General features: G+C 43.5%; 15 protein-coding genes, 1 tRNA gene, 2 rRNA genes and 3 pseudogenes (1 of these 21 only partly in view). 6 read left to right on the top strand and 15 right to left on the bottom strand.

Features of this window, described 5'->3' with window-relative positions; genetic code table 11:
* The 3 genes from BJP37_RS17895 to BJP37_RS17885 all read right to left on the bottom strand — a co-directional run.
* Positions 1 to 1,192: ribosomal RNA gene (locus BJP37_RS17895) — 23S ribosomal RNA — on the bottom strand (it extends 1,682 nt beyond the left edge of the window).
* Positions 1,193 to 1,424: 232 nt separating this feature from the next.
* A tRNA-Ile gene (locus tag BJP37_RS17890) sits at positions 1,425 to 1,498 on the bottom strand.
* 113 nt (positions 1,499 to 1,611) lie between these two features.
* Positions 1,612 to 3,101 (bottom strand): 16S ribosomal RNA (locus BJP37_RS17885).
* Together the 16S and 23S rRNA genes with 1 tRNA gene alongside form the textbook arrangement of a ribosomal RNA operon.
* A gap of 1,001 nt (positions 3,102 to 4,102) precedes the next feature.
* Between BJP37_RS17885 and glyQ the strand changes: the two genes are divergently transcribed.
* Complete coding sequence (gene glyQ, locus BJP37_RS17880) at positions 4,103 to 4,981, top strand: glycine--tRNA ligase subunit alpha (protein ID WP_075900737.1); 879 nt, start codon at positions 4,103 to 4,105, stop codon at positions 4,979 to 4,981.
* Positions 4,982 to 5,055: 74 nt separating this feature from the next.
* On the opposite strand, the gene BJP37_RS17875 is transcribed toward glyQ, so the two are convergent.
* Positions 5,056 to 5,658 (bottom strand): hypothetical protein, encoded by a 603-nt coding sequence (locus BJP37_RS17875; protein WP_075900735.1) that lies wholly within the window; start codon positions 5,656 to 5,658, stop codon positions 5,056 to 5,058.
* 273 nt (positions 5,659 to 5,931) lie between these two features.
* Positions 5,932 to 6,270 carry a hypothetical protein gene (locus BJP37_RS17870; protein WP_075900733.1) on the bottom strand — a complete coding sequence of 113 codons (339 nt, stop codon included), beginning with the start codon at positions 6,268 to 6,270 and terminating at the stop codon, positions 5,932 to 5,934.
* Between the two features lie 248 nt (positions 6,271 to 6,518).
* Between BJP37_RS17870 and BJP37_RS42645 the strand changes: the two are divergent.
* From BJP37_RS42645 to BJP37_RS42640, 3 pseudogenes are all read left to right on the top strand, one after another.
* Positions 6,519 to 7,458 (top strand): annotated as a pseudogene (locus tag BJP37_RS42645) (IS4 family transposase); the annotation flags it as partial.
* 398 nt (positions 7,459 to 7,856) lie between these two features.
* A pseudogene (locus BJP37_RS45080) lies at positions 7,857 to 8,259 on the top strand (IS4 family transposase); the annotation flags it as partial.
* Positions 8,252 to 9,072 (top strand): annotated as a pseudogene (locus BJP37_RS42640) (IS4 family transposase); the annotation flags it as partial. The pseudogenes BJP37_RS45080 and BJP37_RS42640, both read left to right, overlap by 8 nt.
* A 297-nt stretch (positions 9,073 to 9,369) precedes the next feature.
* Here BJP37_RS42640 and ltrA read toward each other — a convergent pair.
* The 4 genes from ltrA to BJP37_RS17825 form a co-directional block, all read right to left on the bottom strand.
* Positions 9,370 to 11,265 (bottom strand): group II intron reverse transcriptase/maturase, encoded by a 1,896-nt coding sequence (gene ltrA, locus BJP37_RS17845; RefSeq protein WP_075900727.1) that lies wholly within the window; start codon positions 11,263 to 11,265, stop codon positions 9,370 to 9,372.
* 642 nt (positions 11,266 to 11,907) lie between these two features.
* Positions 11,908 to 12,222 carry a TMEM14 family protein gene (locus tag BJP37_RS17835; RefSeq protein ID WP_075900723.1) on the bottom strand — a complete coding sequence of 105 codons (315 nt, stop codon included), beginning with the start codon at positions 12,220 to 12,222 and terminating at the stop codon, positions 11,908 to 11,910.
* A 355-nt stretch (positions 12,223 to 12,577) separates the two neighbouring features.
* The gene (ureC, locus tag BJP37_RS17830; RefSeq protein WP_198954093.1) at positions 12,578 to 14,296 is read right to left on the bottom strand and encodes an urease subunit alpha; all 1,719 of its coding nucleotides are present in this window, start codon (positions 14,294 to 14,296) and stop codon (positions 12,578 to 12,580) included.
* A 158-nt stretch (positions 14,297 to 14,454) separates the two neighbouring features.
* The gene (locus BJP37_RS17825) at positions 14,455 to 14,772 is read right to left on the bottom strand and encodes an urease subunit beta (protein WP_075900721.1); all 318 of its coding nucleotides are present in this window, start codon (positions 14,770 to 14,772) and stop codon (positions 14,455 to 14,457) included.
* Positions 14,773 to 15,484: 712 nt separating this feature from the next.
* Between BJP37_RS17825 and BJP37_RS17820 the strand changes: the two genes are divergently transcribed.
* Positions 15,485 to 15,772, top strand: coding sequence for a hypothetical protein (locus BJP37_RS17820; protein WP_075900719.1), 288 nt, complete (start codon positions 15,485 to 15,487; stop codon positions 15,770 to 15,772).
* Between the two features lie 55 nt (positions 15,773 to 15,827).
* On the opposite strand, the gene ureA is transcribed toward BJP37_RS17820, so the two are convergent.
* The 6 genes from ureA to BJP37_RS17790 form a co-directional block, all read right to left on the bottom strand.
* Positions 15,828 to 16,130 carry an urease subunit gamma gene (ureA, locus tag BJP37_RS17815; protein ID WP_008179425.1) on the bottom strand — a complete coding sequence of 101 codons (303 nt, stop codon included), beginning with the start codon at positions 16,128 to 16,130 and terminating at the stop codon, positions 15,828 to 15,830.
* Between the two features lie 33 nt (positions 16,131 to 16,163).
* Entirely contained in the window at positions 16,164 to 17,156 is a 993-nt protein-coding gene (locus BJP37_RS17810) for an urease accessory protein UreD (RefSeq protein ID WP_075900717.1), read from the bottom strand.
* A gap of 344 nt (positions 17,157 to 17,500) precedes the next feature.
* Positions 17,501 to 18,895: an OmpA family protein gene (locus BJP37_RS17805; protein ID WP_075900715.1), complete on the bottom strand. Its 1,395-nt coding sequence runs from the start codon at positions 18,893 to 18,895 to the stop codon at positions 17,501 to 17,503.
* A gap of 533 nt (positions 18,896 to 19,428) precedes the next feature.
* Positions 19,429 to 20,493, bottom strand: coding sequence for a GUN4 domain-containing protein (locus BJP37_RS17800; protein ID WP_075900713.1), 1,065 nt, complete (start codon positions 20,491 to 20,493; stop codon positions 19,429 to 19,431).
* Positions 20,494 to 20,496: 3 nt separating this feature from the next.
* Entirely contained in the window at positions 20,497 to 20,976 is a 480-nt protein-coding gene (locus BJP37_RS17795) for a hypothetical protein (protein WP_075900711.1), read from the bottom strand.
* A gap of 56 nt (positions 20,977 to 21,032) precedes the next feature.
* Positions 21,033 to 21,278 (bottom strand): hypothetical protein, encoded by a 246-nt coding sequence (locus BJP37_RS17790; RefSeq protein ID WP_198954092.1) that lies wholly within the window; start codon positions 21,276 to 21,278, stop codon positions 21,033 to 21,035.
* A 507-nt stretch (positions 21,279 to 21,785) separates the two neighbouring features.
* Between BJP37_RS17790 and BJP37_RS17785 the strand changes: the two genes are divergently transcribed.
* Positions 21,786 to 22,820, top strand: coding sequence for a hypothetical protein (locus BJP37_RS17785; RefSeq protein WP_075900709.1), 1,035 nt, complete (start codon positions 21,786 to 21,788; stop codon positions 22,818 to 22,820).
* Positions 22,821 to 22,994: the final 174 nt, after the last annotated feature.

The raw sequence follows: 22,994 nt of genomic DNA, 5'->3' as shown, positions 1-22,994 counted from the left end.
TACCGATATTTCTATCCCACAGCTTCGGCATCGTCCTTAGCCCCATTCATTTTCGGCGCAGGAGCGCTTGACCAGTGAGCTATTACGCACTCTTTCAAGGATGGCTGCTTCTAGGCAAACCTCCTGGTTGTCTTTGCACTCCCACCTCCTTTCTCACTTAGGACGCATTTTGGGGCCTTAGCTGGTGGTCTGGGCTGTTTCCCTCTTGACAATGAAGCTTATCCCCCACTGTCTCACTGGCTGGGACTACACCTGGTATTCTTAGTTTGTCTCGATTTGGTACCGCTCTCGCAGCCCGCACCGAAACAGTGCTTTACCCCCAGGCTTTTCCCAACCGCTGCGCCTCAACGCATTTCGGGGAGAACCAGCTAGCTCCGGGTTCGATTGGCATTTCACCCCTAACCACACCTCCTCCGCCGATTTTTCAACATCGGTCGGTTCGGACCTCCACTTAGTGTCACCCAAGCTTCATCCTGGACATGGTTAGATCACCCGGGTTCGGGTCTACAACCAGTGACTAGCGCCCTGATCAGACTCGCTTTCGCTTTGGCTTCGAGTTTCTCCCTCTTAACCTGCCACTGGCTGTAAGTCGCCGGCTCATTCTTCAACAGGCACACGGTCAGACGTTTAATCGTCCTCCCATTGCTTGTGGGCTAACGGTTTCATGTTCTATTTCACTCCCCTCCCGGGGTTCTTTTCACCTTTCCCTCGCGGTACTGTTTCCCTATCGGTCACACAGGAGTATTTAGCCTTACGAGGTGGTCCTCGCTGATTCACACGGGATTCCACGTGCCCCGTGCTACTCGGGATTCAGCTGACAACTTTCCACTTTCGACTACAGGACTTTCACCTTCTCTGGTGCAGTATTCAGCTGCTTGATCTAGTTTCCAGTTACCGTTCTGCTGTCCCACTACCCCACCAGCATTGCTGATGGTTTAGGCTCTGCCCCTTTCGCTCGCCGCTACTGAGGGTATCGCTTTTGCTTTCTTTTCCTCCAGCTACTAAGATGTTTCAGTTCGCTGGGTTCGCTCGTACTGACCTATTGATTCAGTCAGCCGTTTTTGGGTTGCCCCATTCGGAAATCTCCGGATCTCTGCTTGTTTCCAGCTCCCCGAAGCTTATCGTCGGTCACCACGTCCTTCTTCGCCTCTGTGTGCCTAGGTATCCACCGTTAGCCTTTTGTAGCTTGACCATACTTGTTCTGTTTTACCGCTTTTACGATAACTCTCGTTTCGCTCGCGGCTCGACTTTTTGGCTTTTCTACACTTCGCTATGCAATTTTCTTGGTTCTTTACTGGACTCAAAGTCCAGCATCCTGAACTGGTTTTTTCCTGCAGTTCCGGTGCTGAGCTTGTTTTCCGTTCTTTGTTTTCTTGGCTTTAATTAGCTTTTGGCTGTTAGCCGCTTCACCATTTATATAGATGTGGGCCATCCTGGACTCGAACCAGGGACCTCACCCTTATCAGGGGTGCGCTCTAACCACCTGAGCTAATAGCCCATATCCGAACCATCATTAGTTTGAGAGCCCCGTTCTCTACCCTTCGACCTCGGTTGACCTGATTACCGCTCTTGCACCTTTGGCTTCGAGTGGGTCTCAGTCGGTCTCCCTGAAAAGGAGGTGATCCAGCCACACCTTCCGGTACGGCTACCTTGTTACGACTTCACCCCAGTCACCAACCCTGCCTTCGGCATCCCCCTCCCATACGGGTTAGGGTAACGACTTCGGGCGTGGCCAGCTTCCATGGTGTGACGGGCGGTGTGTACAAGGCCCGGGAACGGATTCACCGCCGTATTCTGACCGGCGATTACTAGCGATTCCTCCTTCATGCCGGCGAGTTGCAGCCGGCAATCTGAACTGAGGCCAGGTTTGATGAGATTAGCTCCCCCTTGCGAGTTGGCTGCCCATTGTCCTGACCATTGTAGTACGTGTGTAGCCCAGGGCGTAAGGGGCATGCTGACTTGACGTCATCCCCACCTTCCTCCGGTTTGTCACCGGCAGTCTCTCTAGAGTGCCCACCACCACGTGCTGGCAACTAAAAACGAGGGTTGCGCTCGTTGCGGGACTTAACCCAACATCTCACGACACGAGCTGACGACAGCCATGCACCACCTGTGTTCGCGCTCCCGAAGGCACTCCCAGCTTTCACCGGGATTCGCGACATGTCAAGCCCTGGTAAGGTTCTTCGCGTTGCATCGAATTAAACCACATACTCCACCGCTTGTGCGGGCCCCCGTCAATTCCTTTGAGTTTCACACTTGCGTGCGTACTCCCCAGGCGGGATACTTAACGCGTTGGCTTCGGCACAGCTTGGGTCGATACAAGCTACACCTAGTATCCATCGTTTACAGCTAGGACTACTGGGGTATCTAATCCCATTCGCTCCCCTAGCTTTCGTCCCTCAGTGTCAGGTTCAGTCCAGTAGAGCGCCTTCGCCACCGATGTTCTTCCCGAAATCTACGCATTTCACCGCTACACCGGGAATTCCCTCTACCCCTACTGCCCTCTAGTTCCTCAGTTTCCACTGCCTGCCCAGAGTTAAGCCCTGGTCTTTAACAGCCGACTTGAGGTACCACCTACGGACGCTTTACGCCCAATAATTCCGGATAACGCTTGCATCCTCCGTATTACCGCGGCTGCTGGCACGGAGTTAGCCGATGCTTTTTCCTCAGGTACCGTCACTTTCTTCTTCCCTGATAAAAGAGGTTTACAACCCAAAAGCCTTCCTCCCTCACGCGGTATTGCTCCGTCAGGCTTTCGCCCATTGCGGAAAATTCCCCACTGCTGCCTCCCGTAGGAGTCTGGGCCGTGTCTCAGTCCCAGTGTGGCTGCTCATCCTCTCAGACCAGCTACTGATCGTTGCCTTGGTAAGCCTTTACCCTACCAACTAGCTAATCAGACGCGAGCTCCTCTTATGGCAATAAATCTTTCACCTCTCGGCACATCCGGTATTAGCCACTGTTTCCGGTGGTTGTCCCCGACCCTAAGGCAGATTCTCACGCGTTACTCACCCGTCCGCCACTCCCCCGAAGGGGCGTTCGACTTGCATGTGTTAAGCATACCGCCAGCGTTCATCCTGAGCCAGGATCAAACTCTCCATGGTACTCAAGTTGTTTTTTTCTTTCCCCGACTCTTAGTCAACCCTTACAGTTAACTTCGAACCGGTTCGGAATTTTAGGTTTTAGTTTTGGTCAATCTGTCCTATAATGAGGTCAGATTAACCTGAAAATTTCTTGACGAGTAGCGACCGTATATTGGCTCTCAAACTATAGATTTTTCTTGGTTCGGGGCGGTGCGGTGCGCTTGGCTTTCCTCATCGCCATTTACTAATGTAAAGGGGAAAAAAGCGTTTGTCAACCTAAAACCGAAACTTTTTTTTGAGAAATCCTTGCAATCTAGGTATGGCAAGGGTTTTGGAATTTAAGAATTTTTTTTTTTAATCCATTTTGCCGGTCTGACCAGGGGAAGAGGGGGAAGCTTACGGAGGTGGGTTCGTTAGAGTTGGGTCAGGAGTCGGAAGTCGGGAGCGGTGCGACCCGTGGCGAATTTAATTCGACGACTTTAAGCGCACGCCCTGGGAGTCGGGAGAATTATTTAGGTAATTCTTGTATATCCTTAGATACATACCTGGTGAAGGACGTGTCTGTAGATCCTGCCTGTAAGTGCGGATTGGGATAACTGCTCCGATGCTCCTGAGTGAAACGGGAAATTCACCTGGATTTACGGTAATTGTCCAGGATTAATCAGAGGCAAGATTAGTGAAGAGCCCTTTGTACTGGCACCATTAAATCCATTCTTGAACAACTTACTAACCTAGCTCTGACAAGGCATTTGCGCCAGAATAAACTATAGGGATGCAGGGTGCTTTTAGGGAAAACATGGGTTTATGATAGGGTTTAACCCATTAGCAACTGGCTTGGTTTCCACGGGGCTGGAGAGCGACTGCATCAAGACAGGTGCGTTTACTTAGTATTTCTGTTCGTACAGCGTCTCCAAAAGAGAAAGGAGAATCACGGCGTGACCCACACAGCCCCTCCCTACTCCCCTTTTGCATCAATAAATGTCTTGGCCATAAGTTACCGTTACTAAACACTGGAGGTGTCAGTGAATTTTCAATCAGTGATTGCAACATTGAATCAATTCTGGGCAAAACATGGTTGCTTGATTGCCCAGTCCTACGATACAGAGAAAGGAGCAGGGACCATGAGTCCTCATACATTCTTGAGAGCTATTGGTCCAGAACCCTGGTCAGTTGCTTATGTTGAACCATGCCGAAGACCCACCGATGGACGCTACGGCGAAAACCCGAATCGCTACCAGCACTACTACCAATACCAAGTACTGATCAAGCCGTCACTGAATAATATTCAAGATATTTACCTAGATTCCCTCAAAGCTTTAGGGATTTGTCCTGAAGACCATGACATTCGGTTTGTTGAAGACAATTGGGAATCTCCTACCCTAGGGGCTTGGGGAGTTGGCTGGGAAGTCTGGTTAGATGGCATGGAAATTACTCAATTTACCTACTTCCAACAGTGTGGTGGCATTGATTGTCGTCCTGTACCCATTGAGATCACCTATGGTTTGGAACGATTAGCGATGTATCTCCAGGAAGTAGAGGCTTTTACTAAAATCCAGTGGAATGACCAAATTAGCTATGGAGATGTTCACCTTCAGGGAGAAGTTGAACAATGTACTTATAATTTTGAATCCTCTAACCCAGATTTACTGTTCACGCTATTTGGTCTTTATGAGCAAGAGGCAGAACAACTCAGCACACGAGGACTTGTTATGCCTACACTAGACTACGTTCTGAAGTGTTCTCACACGTTCAACTTACTGGACGCTAGGGGTGTGATTTCAGTGACTGAGCGCACTCGTTATATCGGTAGAATTCGCAATCTAGCCAGGCGAGTGGCTCAACTCTATTTGCAACAACGAGAGATGTTAGGGTTCCCGCTCAATAAACAGACCATAGCTTGAATCTAGAACACAAAGAGCTTGACCCAATCGGTAGCAGCAAGGGATTCCTAGCAGTTATCACGACTGAGAGTCAACTATCTAGTTGTCATAGCAACCAGAACTCCCAGTAACTCATCCACAGGTGTTAGATAGCGGTCATTAAGATCCACCATCGCCTTGCCTTCTGGTGTAAGAGCCAGGAATCGCCACACTTGTCCCGTCGTAACAGTTCCATATACTGTTCGCTCAGCCATCTCTGGCTCTTTTTGGTTAACTAATAGAGCTGCATACATCGTAGCCAAGCATTGAGGCAGTCCCTCATTAATATTTTCGTTTTTTGCCTCTACCACTACCACCACTGGAGCTTTGATGGTTAACTTATCTGGGTTATCAGTAAGGATGAAATCAAAAAATCCAGTAAGTCCCTGTGCTGGGTCTACATTAAAGTTTTTGCCAGAAAACAGACTAATAGGAGGGTTTATGACTGTAATTTCACTTAAAATAGGAGCGATTAGATATTCAGAGCGAGCTTTTTCAGTATTGATAGCAGTTGCTAGTGGCACAAAGCGTTTGAGAGCTTCCTGAAGAAAGTCACTGGGGGAAATTGGGTCTGCTTGAATCAGGGATGGCACAGGTTCTAGCATATCAATCCCTAGAGAAGCTAGTGTGTCTAGAGATTTAAAATCACTATAAGACATTCACATCTCTCCTCGGTTTTAAACTTGACACTTGTTACTTGTTACTTGTCAAAGGTCAATTTTAAAGTAATACTTAACACTTAACAAGTAATAATAATTCAGCAAAATAATCGATAATTCCTGGAAATAATACCGAATTGTTTGGCTGCTCAAGCTCTTATTTATAGCTAATTAACCTGGATTTATACCTTAAAAATTACTAACTCAGAAACGCAAGGTACTAGACTTGGTGTAGCTTTCGTCCCCCGCCCCAAGCACGGGGGTTTTCAGCTTTCAAGAACTCTTCATAAATATGAAAGAGAAGATGGAAATTAGGACAAAACCAATAACGAGATTCTCGACAGGTAGGGTAGATTGAGGGTTTTCAAGAAAATTGACTGTCGGTCTGACCACATTTTCCAGATTTATGGGATTGTTAAACTGGACTTCTTGGAAATAAGAATAACTAGGTTCATAACTAGGCTCTTGGGGATTGATAAACACTAGAGAAACAGATTGATCCATCGGACTGACTTCGGCTAATTCTTCAAAAACCAACTTACCGGTAACGTTAGCAGTCCTGGCGATGGCTGGACTGGTTGAGTTATAATAGATATCTGTGGTGAGAGACACTTGACTAATAATTAGTACTATTGGTAAGGTTACAGATAAAGCACCGCCTAGGCTATAGGGGTTTCTAGCCCAATCTTAGCATTTATAGATAGGATTTATAGCTGAAGGGGTGACGAAACAGGCTGAAAGGCTCGCTATGTAAAGGTAGTAGCATTTTGTGGTAAAAAAAAGTAGGTCTCTAAATTTGCAACAAGACCTACTTATCGACAATGTGACCAGCATTTTACCAAAACCACCTAAAAAGTCAATTGAGTCTAGCCGAATATATTTTATTGAAAATTTTGCTCAATCTCTTACAGTCAATTAAAAAAGTTAACTTAGAAAAAATAGCCAATGCTCTCCCTTTACCCATTAAATTTGAAAGTAGAAGAAAAAGAATTCAAAGATTTTTATCATTACCAAACTTAACACTTGAAAAAATTTGGGTCCCAATAGTTGAAGAATTATTGAAAGGATACTTTACCTCGGAAAGCCTAATTTATCTAGCAATTGATAGAACAAATTGGGGTCGTATTAACTTAGTCATGGTTAGTCTCATTTGGGATAAAAGGGCATTTCCCATCTATTTGACTTTGTTGGCCAAGTTAGGGAGTAGTAATTTAACAGAACAAAAAAGTGTCTTGTCCAAGGTTATTCCAATTTTTAAAAACTCTAAAACCTGCCTGTTAGGAGATAGAGAATTTTGCTCAGTGAAATTAGCAAAGTATTTACAGGACTTAGGTGTATCTTTTTGTTTGCGATTAAAAAAGAATGAATTTGTTGAATATAAAAAATAGAATTGGGTTGAACTCAATGATTTAGGTTTAGTCCCTGGAGTATCTTTATTTATCCAAGGAGTTAAAGTGACCAAGACCAGGGGATTCTTTAATTTCAATGTAGCTTGTAAATGGCAACGTAAACTCAAAGGTACATCTCCGTTCGCGTAGCGTGGCCAAAGGCCAAAGAACCATGGTTTTTACTGACAAACTTTTCTAACTTAGAGTCGGCAGTTTCAGCTTATAAAAAAAGATTTGATTCGTTGGCGAAGCCTGGCGAGCGAAGCGAGGCATGGAGATGTTTAGAGATTTTAAAACAGGTGGTTATAATTTAGAGGACACTAAGCTTCAGGGTGAACGCTTTATTTCTCTAGTTTTATTGATAGCAATAGCTTACACTTCCGCAACATTTCAAGGTCAGCATNTTGAAAGGATACTTTACCTCGGAAAGCCTAATTTATCTAGCAATTGATAGAACAAATTGGGGTCGTATTAACTTAGTCATGGTTAGTCTCATTTGGGATAAAAGCGATGCAGCGCGGTCTTGGGGGTTTCCCCCATGAGCGACTGCATCAAGACAGGGCATTTCCCATCTATTTGACTTTGTTGGCCAAGTTAGGGAGTAGTAATTTAACAGAACAAAAAAGTGTCTTGTCCAAGGTTATTCCAATTTTTAAAAACTATAAAACCTGCCTGTTAGGAGATAGAGAATTTTGCTCAGTGAAATTAGCAAAGTATTTACAGGACTTAGGTGTATCTTTTTGTTTGCGATTAAAAAAGAATGAATTTGTTGACTATAAAAAAGAGAATTGGGTTGAACTCAATGATTTAGGTTTAGTCCCTGGAGTATCTTTATTTATCCAAGGAGTTAAAGTGACCAAGACCAGGGGATTCTTTAATTTCAATGTAGCTTGTAAATGGCAACGTAAACTCAAAGGTACATCTCCGTTCGCGTAGCGTGGCCAAAGGCCAAAGAACCATGGTTTTTACTGACAAACTTTTCTAACTTAGAGTCGGCAGTTTCAGCTTATAAAAAAAGATTTGATTCGTTGGCGAAGCCTGGCGAGCGAAGCGAGGCATGGAGATGTTTAGAGATTTTAAAACAGGTGGTTATAATTTAGAGGACACTAAGCTTCAGGGTGAACGCTTTATTTCTCTAGTTTTATTGATAGCAATAGCTTACACTTCCGCAACATTTCAAGGTCAGCATATTAAACGTCAAGNAGTTAGGGAGTAGTAATTTAACAGAACAAAAAAGTGTCTTGTCCAAGGTTATTCCAATTTTTAAAAACTATAAAACCTGCCTGTTAGGAGATAGAGAATTTTGCTCAGTGAAATTAGCAAAGTATTTACAGGACTTAGGTGTATCTTTTTGTTTGCGATTAAAAAAGAATGAATTTGTTGAATATAAAAAATAGAATTGGGTTGAACTCAATGATTTAGGTTTAGTCCCTGGAGTATCTTTATTTATCCAAGGAGTTAAAGTGACCAAGACCAGGGGATTCTTTAATTTCAATGTAGCTTGTAAATGGCAACGTAAACTCAAAGGTACATCTCCGTTCGCGTAGCGTGGCCAAAGGCCAAAGAACCATGGTTTTTACTGACAAACTTTTCTAACTTAGAGTCGGCAGTTTCAGCTTATAAAAAAAGATTTGATTCGTTGGCGAAGCCTGGCGAGCGAAGCGAGGCATGGAGATGTTTAGAGATTTTAAAACAGGTGGTTATAATTTAGAGGACACTAAGCTTCAGGGTGAACGCTTTATTTCTCTAGTTTTATTGATAGCAATAGCTTACACTTCCGCAACATTTCAAGGTCAGCATATTAAACGTCAAGGAATACAAAAATATGTTGGTCGTGTGAAAGAATCTGGTCGAATAGAGCGGAGGCATAGCAGTTTTTACATTGGTTTATACGGTCACACCTGGGTTAATTTTAAAGATTTTTGTATAGAGTTAGTAACCGAATTAATGAGACGTGGGTCCTAATAAACGAAAGTATTATCAACGAGGTATAAGGGCTAGGTCGCTTATAGAGTCTGGGTTTTAGCTTATTTCGTCGCCCCCCCAGGATTTATAGATAGGATTTATACATAAGTCAACTGCGAAGACAGGAAGAAAAATAAGCTCAAAGGAAGTTTAGGGGCTAATACTGTTGGCATTTTGCTCTTCTCAGCACGAGACCGATGTACACAGATACCAAATAGACTCAGATTAGTCGATCGGTTAGCCTATCCGGTATCTGTGTGTAAAAATCCATGGTGTGCTTTTCTGGTTGATCAAATGCATTCAGGGGGGACTATATAAAAGATTGGGTAGGTCGGCGGGGTTGCCCCCGCTTCGCCCCCTAAGCACCGTGCGAACAAGTCTCCAAGTACACGGCGCACCTAATTCCTTTTGAACACGTTATTTTTTGCGACTTGCTTTTCTTCGATTTCCGGTTTTGTACCTTTTGGCTTTTGTTCCGGGTCTTAGAGGGTTTTTCCATCCCGCTTCTTAACATTTGTTGTATGTCGGGATTAGTCGCACCCAAGGCATGGATGGAGTGATGGCAATCGTTATGCAGGTAGATGAGGTGATCGTATTTGTCGAGACCCCCTAGGCTTTTTGGCATAATATGATGTAGATGCACTTTATCGTAATTACCTAGATTTTGCTGACAGAAGGGACATTTATATCCCTGTCTGTTGGCTATTTTGTCTCGTCCGCTAGAAAGTTTACTCCTCGCCGTTTTTTCTTTCTGCTTGACTTCCCTTTCCTTCCAGTATTCTATTAGTCCTGGGTCGTCTGGGGATTTATCGAAAGTCACTAAAGTGTGTCTTTCAATTCTTGTCCAAGCGAATTTGTTTATGTGATATCCTTCTTCTCCAAATACCCAATTGTCATCTCTGCCGGGACATAATTTACCGAAGTATTTTTTATTAACCCATTCATGAGATTTCTTTGAGTGCTTTCGTCTACCCCACCGTTGGAGTTTCCAGTATACGTAGTTATCAAGCTGTGAGAAGATTTCCTTGGAGACTGCTCCGCTGTGATAGTTGCTCCATCCTCTTATTATTGGATTGAGTTTATGTATCACTTCTCTCTGGGATACCCCTTTGAGTTTTTTGAATTCTTCTTTCAGTTTATTCTTGACTTTCTTTACGCTTTTCTGGGAGGGTTTGATGAGGGTTATTAATCCCGTTTTTCTACTGGTGGTCTTATACTTTCGGAAAGTCCATCCTAGGAAGTCGAATCCTGTGGATACATGGCTTATTTTGGTTTTTTCCTTGGATAGTTTTAGTCCTCTTTCAGATAACCACTTTTCTGTGATTTCCTTAGCGTTCGCCGCATCTTCCTCGCTTTCTGTTAGGATTACGAAGTCATCAGCAAAGCGGACGTAAGTCCTAGGTGTCACGTTGTACCATCCTCCACCATCTTTCTTCCTTTTGTCTCTACTCCATCTGTATTTGATTCCCAATTCTTTTTCTAATCCGTGGAGGGCTATATTGGCCAATAATGGGCTAATTATTCCACCTTGGGGGGTTCCTTCCTCTGTATTGTAGAATACGTCTTTGTAGACATATCCTGCTTTAAGCCACTCTTTAATAAGATGTGTTGCTGGGAAGCTTCCAATGGTTTCTAGGAGTGGTTCGTGGGCGATATTATCAAAACATCCTGAGATGTCTGCGTCTAAGACCCACCATTTCCTGTTCTTTTCACCACATATGTTTTGGAATATCCTTTGTCTAGCATCATGGGCACTTCTTCCTGGCCTGAAACCGTATGATACGGGTTCAAATCTGGCTTCCCATGTAGGCTCTAATGCATTCTTGACGATTGCCTGTAGGCATCTATCCGTCATGCTAGGGATTCCTAATGGCCTTTGTTTTCCGTTGGATTTGGGTATGTAGATGCGTTTTGTTGGGATTGGCTTCCATGCTTTGTAAGTGGTGAGGGCATCGACCATTTCGCCTCTTTCCTTGGGATTAAGTTTTGCCTGTCCATCTATCCCTGGGGTTTTTTTTCCACCATTTATCTGGGTAGCCTGTCTGACGGAAGTAAGGATATTGGAGTAGCTGCGGAGCATTAACCTCTGCAACTTGTTTACCTTTTTCCAGTTGCCTTCACGTGTCGCTTTGAAAATTCTACGTCTAAGTTTCCTAACCATCCGGTAGGCATTTTTCCAGTCTATGGAGTGCCAATTGGTGGTTTGCTCAGTTACGATACCGTCCCCCGAAGGTTTCGATTCTATCTTTTCCATATACAATTAGGGAATCAAAACGTATTTTTTCCTTGGCTCGGAATTAGTTCTGAAATTCAGCACTCTGCACGAGTTGAGGGATTTCCCTCTATCCAACCAGTTATGACCTTCCGGCTTTCCTGTTTCCTTTCGGTTGTTGGCTTTCGCTTGGTTCAGTCTTTTACCGGGCCCAGAGTTAGACCTCCTCTTACGATTTGGCTACCAATATCAATCGACCTAGATATTGGACTCAACCTCGGCTTACCCGGTTACACACATAGAAGATACGAATCTCAGGTTGCCGTCTCTACACCGAGTCCGTTTGTGATTCTGATTGCCCCATCAAGGCGAGGCTAATCCTGGAGCTATTACCTCCATTGTCGTTTTGGCAGAGGTATTGCTTATTACGGTGCCTTATATCAACGGTTCCTACTCGTCAACCTTTTGATTCTTTCCCTGCCTCTGTTCACCTTCTCGACATTCTGGTTTCCTTTGGCTTTACCCTCTAGCTGTGAAACCCATTGATTCGGGAGTAACCTAGTTTTCACCGAGTTATCCATCTCAATACGCTCCTTTGGGTGGGAACTTGGCCTGAATCCTGACCGTGGAAAGGCTCTTACCCCTTTCGCTTCTATGAGCGCCTTCATCGGTCGCCCCCTGGTTTTAAGCCATAGCTGGATAAAGCATCACCCCTAGAGACACCACACCAGCAATGATCATGAGTCCAGCTGGCATAAACTTGCGAGTTTTAGCGAGCCGGATGGCAAACACAATCACCAGTGCAGCTGCTACGGCTATCCCTAAGGTTTGTGCCCAGGGTTGTCCTTGAAGCTGCATTATTCCAGCAAATATTAGCAATAAACCGCTAATTACACCAGAAATCAGAGATATTTTGCTTTTGGCTTTAGCATAGCCCATGATTCCCCCAATCAGGGCTAAGATGCCGTATAAGAGTACTGCTGCAATACTTAGATTCATCATTAAATTTTTTGTCAAACTGAACTAAGTTATACCTCTAGCTCGATACCTCTATGGTCAGTTCAGCAGAAAACTTAACATTAGGGAGTAGGGAGTAGGGAGTAGGGAGTAGGGAGTAGGGAGTAGGGAGATTGGATCTAGTCATTAATCGTAGGGTGGGCAGTGCCTAGCAACGGGATTGGCAAGGTTGGTCAATCGGTCTGATCCACTGCCCAACTGACATTAAATTGGTGAGGTACATTTTTAATTTTAGGCAACAGGCAAAAATAAACAGGCAAAAGGCAACAGGCAACATAAAAAAATCTTGTGTACCTCATTAATATAAAAAATGCTCTAGTGATTGACTAGCAACTCATCAAAATAAGAAGTAACGCTGTGCCATAGGTAAAACTGTTGCGGGCTCGCATGTTAATAATTCCCCATCAGCTCTGACTTCATAGGTTTCTGGATTGACCTCAATCTGTGGCAAGGCGTCGTTGAGTTTCATGTCGGTCTTACTCAAGTTGCGGGTGTTGGAAACGGCAACAGCGGATTTTTGTAAGCCAATTTGAGCTGGGATGTCTTGGTCTAAGGCAGCTTGGGAGACAAAGGTAACGGATGTGGCTGCGATCGCACCACCAAAACTACCAAACATCGGACGCATATGAATCGGCTGGGGTGTGGGAATACTAGCATTGGCATCACCCATTTGGGACCATGCGATCGCACCACCTTTAATCACTATCTCTGGCTTGACTCCAAACATGGCTGGACGCCACAGACACAAATCGGCTAGCTTCCCTTCTGCGATGGAACCAACATAATTAGCAATTCCGTGAGCGATCGCAGGGTTAATCGTATACTTGGCAACGTAACGCTTGGCTCGGAAATTGTCATTTTCCCCAGTTTCCCCAGGAGTAGTGGATAACACTCCCCGTTGCACTTTCATTTTGTGGGCTGTCTGCCAGGTACGGATAATCACTTCACCCACCCGTCCCATGGCTTGAGAATCAGAGGCAATCATACTGAATGCCCCTAAATCATGAAGGATATCCTCAGCAGCAATAGTTTCCCGACGAATCCGGGACTCAGCGAAGGCCACATCTTCAGGAATGCCCCGGTCTAGGTGATGGCACACCATGAGCATATCGAGATGTTCTTCTAGGGTATTAAGGGTATAGGGACGGGTAGGATTGGTAGAAGAGGGCAATACATTAGCTTCACTACACACTTTAATAATATCTGGAGCATGACCTCCCCCTGCTCCTTCGGTGTGGTAGGTATGAATGACTCGGTTTTTGAAGGCAGCAATGGTATTTTCCACAAACCCGGCTTCATTAAGGGTATCGGTATGAATTGCCACCTGGACATCAAACTGATCCGCTACACTTAAACAGGTATCAATAGTGGCTGGAGTAGTGCCCCAGTCTTCGTGCAGCTTCAATCCCATGGCACCCGCTATCACTTGTTCCTGTAATCCCTCGGGTTTGGCACTATTGCCTTTCCCTAAAAACCCTAGATTCACAGGAAATGCATCCGCAGCTTGCAGCATCCGGTGAATATTCCAAGCACCAGGAGTACAGGTAGTGGCGTTAGTGCCAGTGGCTGGACCTGTACCACCGCCGATCATAGTAGTGATACCAGATGCGATCGCAGTTTCAATCTGTTGGGGACAAATAAAGTGAATGTGAGCATCAATCCCCCCTGCGGTGAGAATCATTCCTTCCCCAGCAACTGCTTCGGTGCTAGGACCAATAATAATAGTGACATTGTCCTGGATGTAGGGATTTCCGGCTTTGCCAATGTTGACTATTTTCCCGTCTTTAATACCAATATCGGCTTTAACAATACCCCACCAATCCAGGATCAGGGCATTAGTGATCACCAAATCCACAGCACCCTCGGCGCGGGAGATGGGGGATTGTCCCATCCCATCTCTAATCACTTTGCCACCACCGAATTTAACTTCATCACCATAGGTGGTGTAGTCCTGTTCCACTTCGATCACTAGTTCTGTATCAGCCAAGCGGATGCGATCGCCTACAGTAGGACCATAAGTTTCGGCGTAGGCACGACGATCCATACGATAACTCATCAATAACTCCTTGATTGAGGGTAATGGGTAATGGGTAATGGGTAATGGGTAATGGGTAATGGGTAATAGGTAATGGGTAATGGGTAATTTTATCCCCTTGGCAAAACTCTGGGATTACCTCTCGGTAGCGCTTGCTTAAAAAAAATAGTAACTATATATCAACTTGAGCTATCAAGTTGACCATTAATTTTGCCATTGAAGCCGTACACCTGACGGCTACCGACAAGAGTGACTAATTCCACCTCTCGTTCGTCTCCCGGTTCAAAGCGGATAGCGGTGCCAGCTGGAATATTTAAGCGCATGCCTGTAGTAGCTTCCCGGTCAAATTGGAGAGCTTCGTTGACTTCAAAGAAGTGAAAATGAGACCCTACTTGAATAGGGCGATCGCCTGTATTCGCTACCCGTACTCTGATGGTGGCACGACCAGCATTGAGTTCTATTTCCCCTGTTTGGGGAATGATTTCGCCTGGAATCACTAACTAACTCCTTAAACCCTGACTAGCTTTTTATTATCTCGTGAATTAGTTGATTATCTCGTACATTCGATTTTTGTTGGTAGCCTTAATTGACACACTGAAGTAGATGGGGAGTAGAGTTTAGTTTTTTTTTATGTTATTGGCTCTAGGCATCAAGGGTCTAGATTTAATGGCTCTAGGATTCTGACCAGGGTATGAAGCTGCGCGATCTTAGCACAGAAGGTGTCAACTGCTTTTTTTTGTACCTATTACTTATTAGCTATTACTTATTACTTATTACTTACTACCTATTACCTATGACTATTACCATAGTTTTTTTTCTAGCTTATCTTCTCTTCACACACTCTTTAATCAATTAATCCTGACTTCTCTAGTCTGTTCTGAATAATCGATATAGGTGTTATTTAATTCTTACTTATTAACTCGTTGATGGTTCTATTTCTACAGTTAATGATTCCTTTTTGGTCAACGCTGACATCTTATATGGCTTTTAAAGCTATACTAATCGCCAGGAAGTTTATCCTAATTATGGAAAACTTTTGCTTGAGCAGCTGCAGGTTATTCATAAATTTATTTTGGAAACTATTTTCGCCATTAATTCTATTAATATTAAATTAGTAATGACTATAGTCATTACTCCTCTCTCTACTTTTTTAGTTTTCCTGTCTGGTGTTTTATTTTTTTAAAGTTTTTTTACCATTTTTTGGTGCTTATGGGACTCCCTTCACTAGTTAAGTTATGGAATATTTTCAAGTTCCAACTGAATGAATCTCAACCCAACAACACAACTATTATTCAATCAGTTGAGCCTCACTTCCAAGAAATCTTTAATGAACGAATCCAGGTTGTTCAGAACTGTCGTAATACGACTGATGACTGTATCAATAGCCTGAATAACATAGTAGCTCATCAAACAACTGCACAACTGAGCAATGAGCAAATCAATGACCTGAGAAACCAACTTATCAATCTCAGAGAAGAACTCTGTCAACTTCTTTGAATCCTCTGATGATTTAAGATCAGTTAAAGAGTTATTGATCAAGCGTTTTGTGAGACTAACGAATTGGGTCATGTACAGTAACCAGTTTAGTCCCATCGGGAAAGGTTGCTTCTACCTGGACTTCATTCACCATTTCGGGTACTCCTTCCATCACATCATCCCGGGTCAGCAGGGTAGTGCCGTAACTCATTAAATCAGCTACTGGACGTCCTTCCCTTGCACCTTCCAAAATTTCCGCAGAAATGTAGGCAACGGCTTCTGGGTAATTTAGCTTCAACCCCTTTTCCTTGCGCCGTTCTGCCAATAAGGCGGCAGTAAAAATTAGTAATTTATCCTTTTCTTGGGGTGTCAGTTGCATTGTTTGATCCTTTGGTTAGTAGCAATTTTGATATTACAACGGCCAAACTCGTGGCTTAATAATAGGACGCCCGAATAGATTAACACGCAACAGTTGCCAAACCTCTGTAAACCAGTGTCTCACCTCCTCAGTCGAAGCACCACGATAGCGGCATAATAATCCTGACATCAGCTGAGTTACCCCAGCTTCCCCCACATACTCCCTAGCACTCCACAGTCCTCTGGCTTGTTCGAGAATCTCTGATGATACCGGTTGCCCTACCAAAGCTAATGTTCCTACCACTGGTTGTCCTGCTAAACCATAAGGACTAGAGAAGGTGGCTTCGCTAGCTGGTAACCATTGTCGGTCAATCCACTGTGGATGTCCTTGCTGCCAAACTTCCGTATGCGATCGCCAATTTCCCTCCACAAACCTTTCTCCTCTTGCACTGCGTCCAAATCGAGTAATTTCCCAGCCTAACCAACTGGCTTCCGGCGCTAATTCTACCCGCAAATCCTGCCGGTAAACTGCACCATTGAATACAATCGTTTCTTGGGGAAACCATTCTAAACAAGCACCAGTATCTACTTGGAGCCGGATGATTTGTCTAGTTTCTGGCTGCTTTAAACTAGCGCTATTGTTTTCTGGATTAGCGCTAGAAAAAATATTTCTAGCTTCTGTTTGGTTTAGAGTAGCGCTAAGCTTTTGATTATTAGTGCTATAGTTTCTTAGACTAGCGCTAGCACTGCCCCTACCATAAGCTTTACTAGCAGCAGCAGTGGTGATTAAAGCATGAGTCCCCGATTCAAGGTGGATATCTTGAGATAGCTTGTCCCCTGCTACCATTCCTCCAGCGGTATGAAGTACCACAGTGTGACAAACCCCTAGCCCTTCTGGATAAAACGGTCGCTGTACCTTCAAGGGAGCTTTGGCGTAGGTGTGAATAGGTTGAGTTTTTCCATGGGCTAAGGCAAAGCGTAATTCAAGGCTGCCATGCCATCGAGATTGATCACTATCTGTCGGTTGTGGTTGAGAAAGTCGATTCACGAATAATTAAAGGGCAATGTAAGGTTATTGACCGGGTCGCTTCGCCGTTGCTGAATATTGGAATCATATTCAAGTAAGCTAAACGGTTAAAATGCTTTTTAGGAAGGCAAAAAGCATGCATGGCTATTGGCAAAAGGGGACTGGGATCTATCTTTTTGATGTGATTTGACTAATATAAAGTTTAAATGCACAACAGCTTATACTTGAGCCAGTTATAGGGTACCTAAATTAATTGTGATAATTTTTGTTCATCGTTCCCTACTCCCTACTCCCTGTTCCCTGTTCCCTTTTCTATACCAATTACCCTTGGCTATTCCAGAATTGGGCAACGCCTTGATCTGTCCCTAATTTCCAGATTGAATCGGTGCCAAACTAATCACAGTACGTTGGTTAACCGGAGAAGTCGGGTCAGTACCAGGTTGGGGTTCAGAGAAACCTAATCCTTCCACAACAAATTGATGGGAGGGATACTTGCTTTTGAGATAGTTTACTACCTCTTGAGCCCTGGCTTTAGATAGTTCCTGGTTAGATTCAGGATTGCCAGTACGGGAGGTATGACCTTGCACCTTGACAACTACACTACTAGGGTTAAAATTATGAATTGCCTCTGCCAAATCATTGAGCTTTTGCTGCTGCTGGGGACTTAATTGAAACGAAGCCCTGGCAAACTTGACTTCACCTAAAACTTCTAAGTTAGTTAGCGGCTGGGGGTTTTGTCCCTCAGCCTCTGCCACTTGAGTGCCATTAGGTTCAGATTTTTGTTCTGGTTGGGATTCCTTGGCTTTATCATCTGCCTCAGCCACTTGAGTGGCGGTAGAGTCAGGTTTTTGTTCTGGTTCAGCAACGGTTTTTTCCGGTTGTGATCCCTGAGCTTGATCGGCTTCAGTAGAATCAGCTACCTGAGGTTGAGCCCCAACTTCCGGCGGATTCTGATCAGTGGGAGGGGTTGTAGCTATACTTTGCTCAGCTGTTGGGGGCAGATAGTTAGCGGTAAACAGTTCTGTGGTATTAACAGGAACATCTTTTGCCTTACCGGAAGCTGCCAACACTCCCGCAGTTTCCCCTATTCTTGTTGCCAAAGTTCCTGATTTCATCCAATCTTTCGCCTCAGTTGCTGTAAAAAACTGCATCCCCTTACCGGCAGTTTCCCCATCCCTGAGATTACCTTTCTCTACCTGGTCGTAGTATGTTTCTACAAAATCTTGTATCTCTTTGGGATTGGATTTCAGGATACGCTCAGAGGCCACTACTACATCTAAGTTGGGTTGAGTACCATCTGTTTTATCTGTTCGGTTCAACAGAGCAACGATTTTGCCGTTAGGCTTGTGAGTCAGGAATTGCTCTAAGCTAGTGCCAATTAGATCAGCTTGTTCCTGACCGAGAGCTGCTGCACGAGCTTCCTGGTCTGACTCTTGAGCATAATTGAAACCAATCCCCCGCTTAACCAGAGCGTCTCGGAAGTTAGCACTACTGAGGATTGAATAACCACGGTCGGTATCCCCTAATCCCTCAAGGTTAAGGTTTGTTTGAGCATCAGCATTCTGGCTTGCATTCTCTGTTGTAGTAGAAGATGTAGTAGAAGAGTTGACATCTTCTATAGGTGGATTACTAATACGGTTCAATTGCAAGGAGCGAGAGTTAGAGCTAGTTACCCACCAGGCAGCACCGATGAGTAAAGCAAATCCTAATGCCAAGCTCCCTGGGATTATTTTATTGTCGGTAGTTTTCTTTTGAGTCATCTTGATGCACCTGTGATTATTTTGCTATGTTGGCTATAATTTACCACTTTTTTTCCCGATGATCTCAGGCTTAATAAAACTACATGTAGGTGATGTAATTTTGTACTGGTTTTTAGGGAGTAGGGAGTAGGTAATAGGTAATAGGTAATAGGTAATAGGTAATAATAATTGAATTTAGATATAGGTCAGGCTTACTATGGAATGCTATACTAGCCCTTTTTTTATTTTATCTATGTTGCTAGAGAGGGGATAAGTTGGTTATGATTATACGATTAACGGTGAATACTGTATGCCATTGAAAATATTAAATTATAATTGATTTAGGTGATTATAATTTAATATTTTATCAATATTAAAAATATAAAAAATAAATAAAATTAGCTCTAATTTTGTTACTTGTCTCAATCCGTATTCCCAGCTACTCTACAGGCAACAATGTAGCCCCGCTAGGAAATTTAAAAACTAAATCTAAGAATTAACAGCCATAAATATTATTGTTTTTAGTTTTGGAGAAAGAATTAGTTAATGTAACATTACAAACCACATGAATCTAAGTAACTGAAATATTTTAAAAAAAGAGAAATAGACTCGGATCTATCTTTATTCGTTGAGGATGAATCAGATCGACCACGTGGTAAATGACCTTTCGGAGCCTTAACAGGGTCAAATATCATATTGTTGTAATCCTTAATTTCACCATAGGTTAACCATCCAATCCTATCTAGAAAATTGATAAGGATCGAACGTATAATTTGTTCATCTTTGATTCTGGATCCAGCTATATTTCTATCAATACTTTTGTATATTTCATGTTGTACGCTATAACCAAACTTTCCCCGGCTATAATTTACCCAAAGTTTGTCAATAATTTTAAGATCAACACAGGGAAAATTTTCAAAATTTTCAAGTTTTGATACTTCTTCTAATTCAGGAACAACAAGGAGATCAGCTTCTTTCCACTTACCATTGGCTAACAGATAATCTAGATGGCTATAATCAACTCCCGTCACTGATGAAATCAAAGTAGATGGTGTATGTAAATAATTTTCATTCCTAGAATTCCCCTCACCAACATCTGGTGCAATCAAAGGAGATTTTTTATTAGAAAGCAAAGAAGAAGATTTTTTATTAGAAAGTAAAGAAGAAGATTTTTTATTTAACTCATCATTTTTATTCCTGGCATTACCCTCAGTCAAAGATGAAAAGTCTTTTTCTTCTATTGGTGATGGTTGATATGATTTCCAATTGTTGTTGTAAACGCTTAATACAGATACTATAGAAATAACAGGTATACTAAGCAATCCAATAACTTTCCAATATAGTAATCTTGTTGGATTATTAGAATTTTTTGAATTATCCTTATCTATAGGAGGTTGGTTTATTGAAGTATGATTAGGATACTTTGGAGATTGATTTATATCTTCTTGAGCAATATTTAGCTCTTTTTGTATTCGTTCAATTTCGTTTTCACATTCTTCAATCTTCTTTCGTAGTTCAAACTTTTGTTCCGTACTAGCAGTTATTGATAGTTCAATCTCATAATTATAAAGCTTTTCTTTCCAATTTAATAGTGCTTGTTCGTGCTTTTCCCTTAACATCCCCTATCTCCTCACCAGCTTCTTAATTGCCTTCCAGGATTTGTACATAAACCCTTCTGTATCGATTTCCAGCTCATAAGATGCGATCGCAGGAATTAACGGCAGCATTACCTTCAACTTAGCTGAGGCTGCCTTTTCCCCTTCTTCCAATTTGGTTCGGATATCTTGCAGCAACTGCACTAGTTCTGGGGGGTACTCAACAGGTGTAATGCGCTCAAGGGATTCAACAGCCTGTTTTACTTGAGCTAGTTGAATTTGAGCTTCTTCATCAGAAATTAGAATAGCCTCTTGTGGGTACAACTCCCAATACTCGGCTTCATACTTACGGATACTGGGGAAAATTTCTCGCTTAATCCGCTGTTTGAGTTCAAACTTGGCAGAGGCACTTGGGGAGATAATCAACTCCTGTTCAAAGGAGCCAAGTTTTTCATATAGCAGCTCTAGGTTATTCTTTAAGTCTACTAATCGTTGGTGATCGCTCATCGTTCTTCCTGACTCTCTCACCTGCTGAACTATTTTTACACCAAAGCCTGTAGTGGTTATACTTTGGCTTTCAGCAATGCCAGCCTCTGATTCAATGGCACATCCGACTCGCACCCTAAATACAGTGCCAAAGCACCGACCACCACCTCAGTCTTAGAAATACCAATTCGCTTAACGTAACTGTTAAGCTCTTTGAGAAGGTACAGGGCAATTATGACGGCAATTTGAGACCTACTGATGACAATGCCTACAAAACAACTACATACTAACCACAGCATGTCAAAGCATGTCAAGGGGTTCATCAAATCTTTAAATACCCAACTGCTCTCAAGCGATCGCAACCTCCTTAACTTGCCTTAACTTGTCTTACGGCGTTCCTTAATAATGGAATGATTTTAAGAGTAGGTGCGCTTTCCAATGGGCGAGTAAATCGCCCTTGGGTCGCACCTGTAGAATGGGCATTCTGGTGGAATGGGTATCTTGCCCGTTCCTTAAATTTTCGGGCGGGCAGGATGCCGACTCTACTCCTATTCATTCGAAGATTCAGCAATGCCTGTCTTACTTTAAAGGGATCACAACTAGGTGGGGTGAAGGTTTATTTCTACAAGAATACCTTATTGTATGTAGTTTGTACAAGTTCCTAAATACCGTCGTCTCGACTGACAGAAGAATGACTAACCACTAATAACCTATACATCTGGTGCATTATGCCAGATAATCAAGTCAGACTCATCTAGGGGTAGCGTGCAGTTTTATAATTTGGAAACCGTGCAATAATCGTGTTTACCGTGACTGGATAATCTTTCCCTATGGTGCAAGTGCCTGACTCTACCGCCGAACTCGCTGCCCTGCTCAACGAACCCATGGATCTGGATTTCCAACTCCCGGACCCAGAGGATGAAGAAATTCAGGAAACCGACTTTGAACAGCTAGTGGATCACGCTTGGCGAGTATGCGATCGCTTTGACCTACAGACCGATATCTGGCGGGGACGGATTTTACGAGTAGTAAGAGACCGGGAGAAAAAAGGCGGTGAAGGACGGGGAGCTGGATTTTTAAATTGGCTCAAAAGTCGGGAAATCGGCAAAAGTCAGGCTTACTCCCTAATTGAACTGGCTAACAGTGCCGATACTCTGTTAACCGAGGGTCAGCTTAGTCATGATGCCATTAATAACTTCAGTAAACGGGCATTTGTGGAAACAGCTAAGTCTGCTCCCGAAGTCCAGCAGATGGTGACAGAACGAGCTCAAAAAGGCGATCGCATTACCCGCCGGGAGGTCAAACAGGCGTCTGATCAATGGACTGCCATGTCCTCAGAATTACTACCAGAGGAAGTTAAAGAAAAATCTGCTGAAGGGGGTCTCCCATCCAGTTACCTGGCTCCATTGGTCAAAGAGATGGAAAAGCTGCCAGAAAGCCACCTGATTCCATTACAAGAAGCAATTGCTACAAACCCAGATGTGGACACCGTTAAACACGTGACCTCAGATGCCCGTTGCTTAGCCAAGTATTTAGATGCATCTGCCCAAGTCCAAGCTATTAATCACACATCCTTGGATATGGAACTAGCTTTAGATGAAGCGCTACGGCTTGAGTGTTTAAACACTGCTGCTGATTTAGTGAAACAAGCCTTGGCACTAGAAAAGACTGTTGGCAAACTCTATACTACCTGGAAGCGTTTAGGTAGCCTGTCAGACCGATTGTATGTAGATACCGGGGCAAGTACTCCCCACTTGCGATTGCTGCTGACCTGTATGGATCGTCTAGCCGGTGACGTGATTGAAGTTCCTTTGGACGAGAGTGGAGAGCAGCTGATTCGGCTGAAAGTTATGAGCGAAACCTAAGGTATCAGCAATCAGCTGTCAGCCGTCAGCCGTAACTCAGACCTTACGTTCGCGTAGTGCTGCCTTTGGCCTTAGCTTACCTCTTTTATTCAAAATCACATCAAGTAGCGTGGACACAAGTCCTTGGCTGAATCTGATAGCTGAATGCTTACCTTACTAAGGGGAATTGGTAGT

The organism is Moorena bouillonii PNG, assembly GCF_001942495.1.
Lineage (GTDB): Bacteria > Cyanobacteriota > Cyanobacteriia > Cyanobacteriales > Coleofasciculaceae > Moorena > Moorena bouillonii.
This window is presented reverse-complemented; position numbering and strand designations above follow the sequence as displayed.

Coding starts and splice junctions, on each gene's coding strand:
- BJP37_RS17875 (WP_075900735.1), bottom strand. CDS start 5,658: ATGTCTTATAGTGATTTTAAATCTCTAGACACACTAGCTTCTCTAGGG.
- ltrA (WP_075900727.1), bottom strand. CDS start 11,265: ATGGAAAAGATAGAATCGAAACCTTCGGGGGACGGTATCGTAACTGAG.
- BJP37_RS17835 (WP_075900723.1), bottom strand. CDS start 12,222: ATGAATCTAAGTATTGCAGCAGTACTCTTATACGGCATCTTAGCCCTG.
- ureC (WP_198954093.1), bottom strand. CDS start 14,296: ATGAGTTATCGTATGGATCGTCGTGCCTACGCCGAAACTTATGGTCCT.
- BJP37_RS17820 (WP_075900719.1), top strand. CDS start 15,485: ATGGGACTCCCTTCACTAGTTAAGTTATGGAATATTTTCAAGTTCCAA.
- ureA (WP_008179425.1), bottom strand. CDS start 16,130: ATGCAACTGACACCCCAAGAAAAGGATAAATTACTAATTTTTACTGCC.
- BJP37_RS17805 (WP_075900715.1), bottom strand. CDS start 18,895: ATGACTCAAAAGAAAACTACCGACAATAAAATAATCCCAGGGAGCTTG.
- BJP37_RS17800 (WP_075900713.1), bottom strand. CDS start 20,493: ATGTTAAGGGAAAAGCACGAACAAGCACTATTAAATTGGAAAGAAAAG.
- BJP37_RS17795 (WP_075900711.1), bottom strand. CDS start 20,976: ATGAGCGATCACCAACGATTAGTAGACTTAAAGAATAACCTAGAGCTG.
- BJP37_RS17790 (WP_198954092.1), bottom strand. CDS start 21,278: ATGAACCCCTTGACATGCTTTGACATGCTGTGGTTAGTATGTAGTTGT.
- BJP37_RS17785 (WP_075900709.1), top strand. CDS start 21,786: ATGGTGCAAGTGCCTGACTCTACCGCCGAACTCGCTGCCCTGCTCAAC.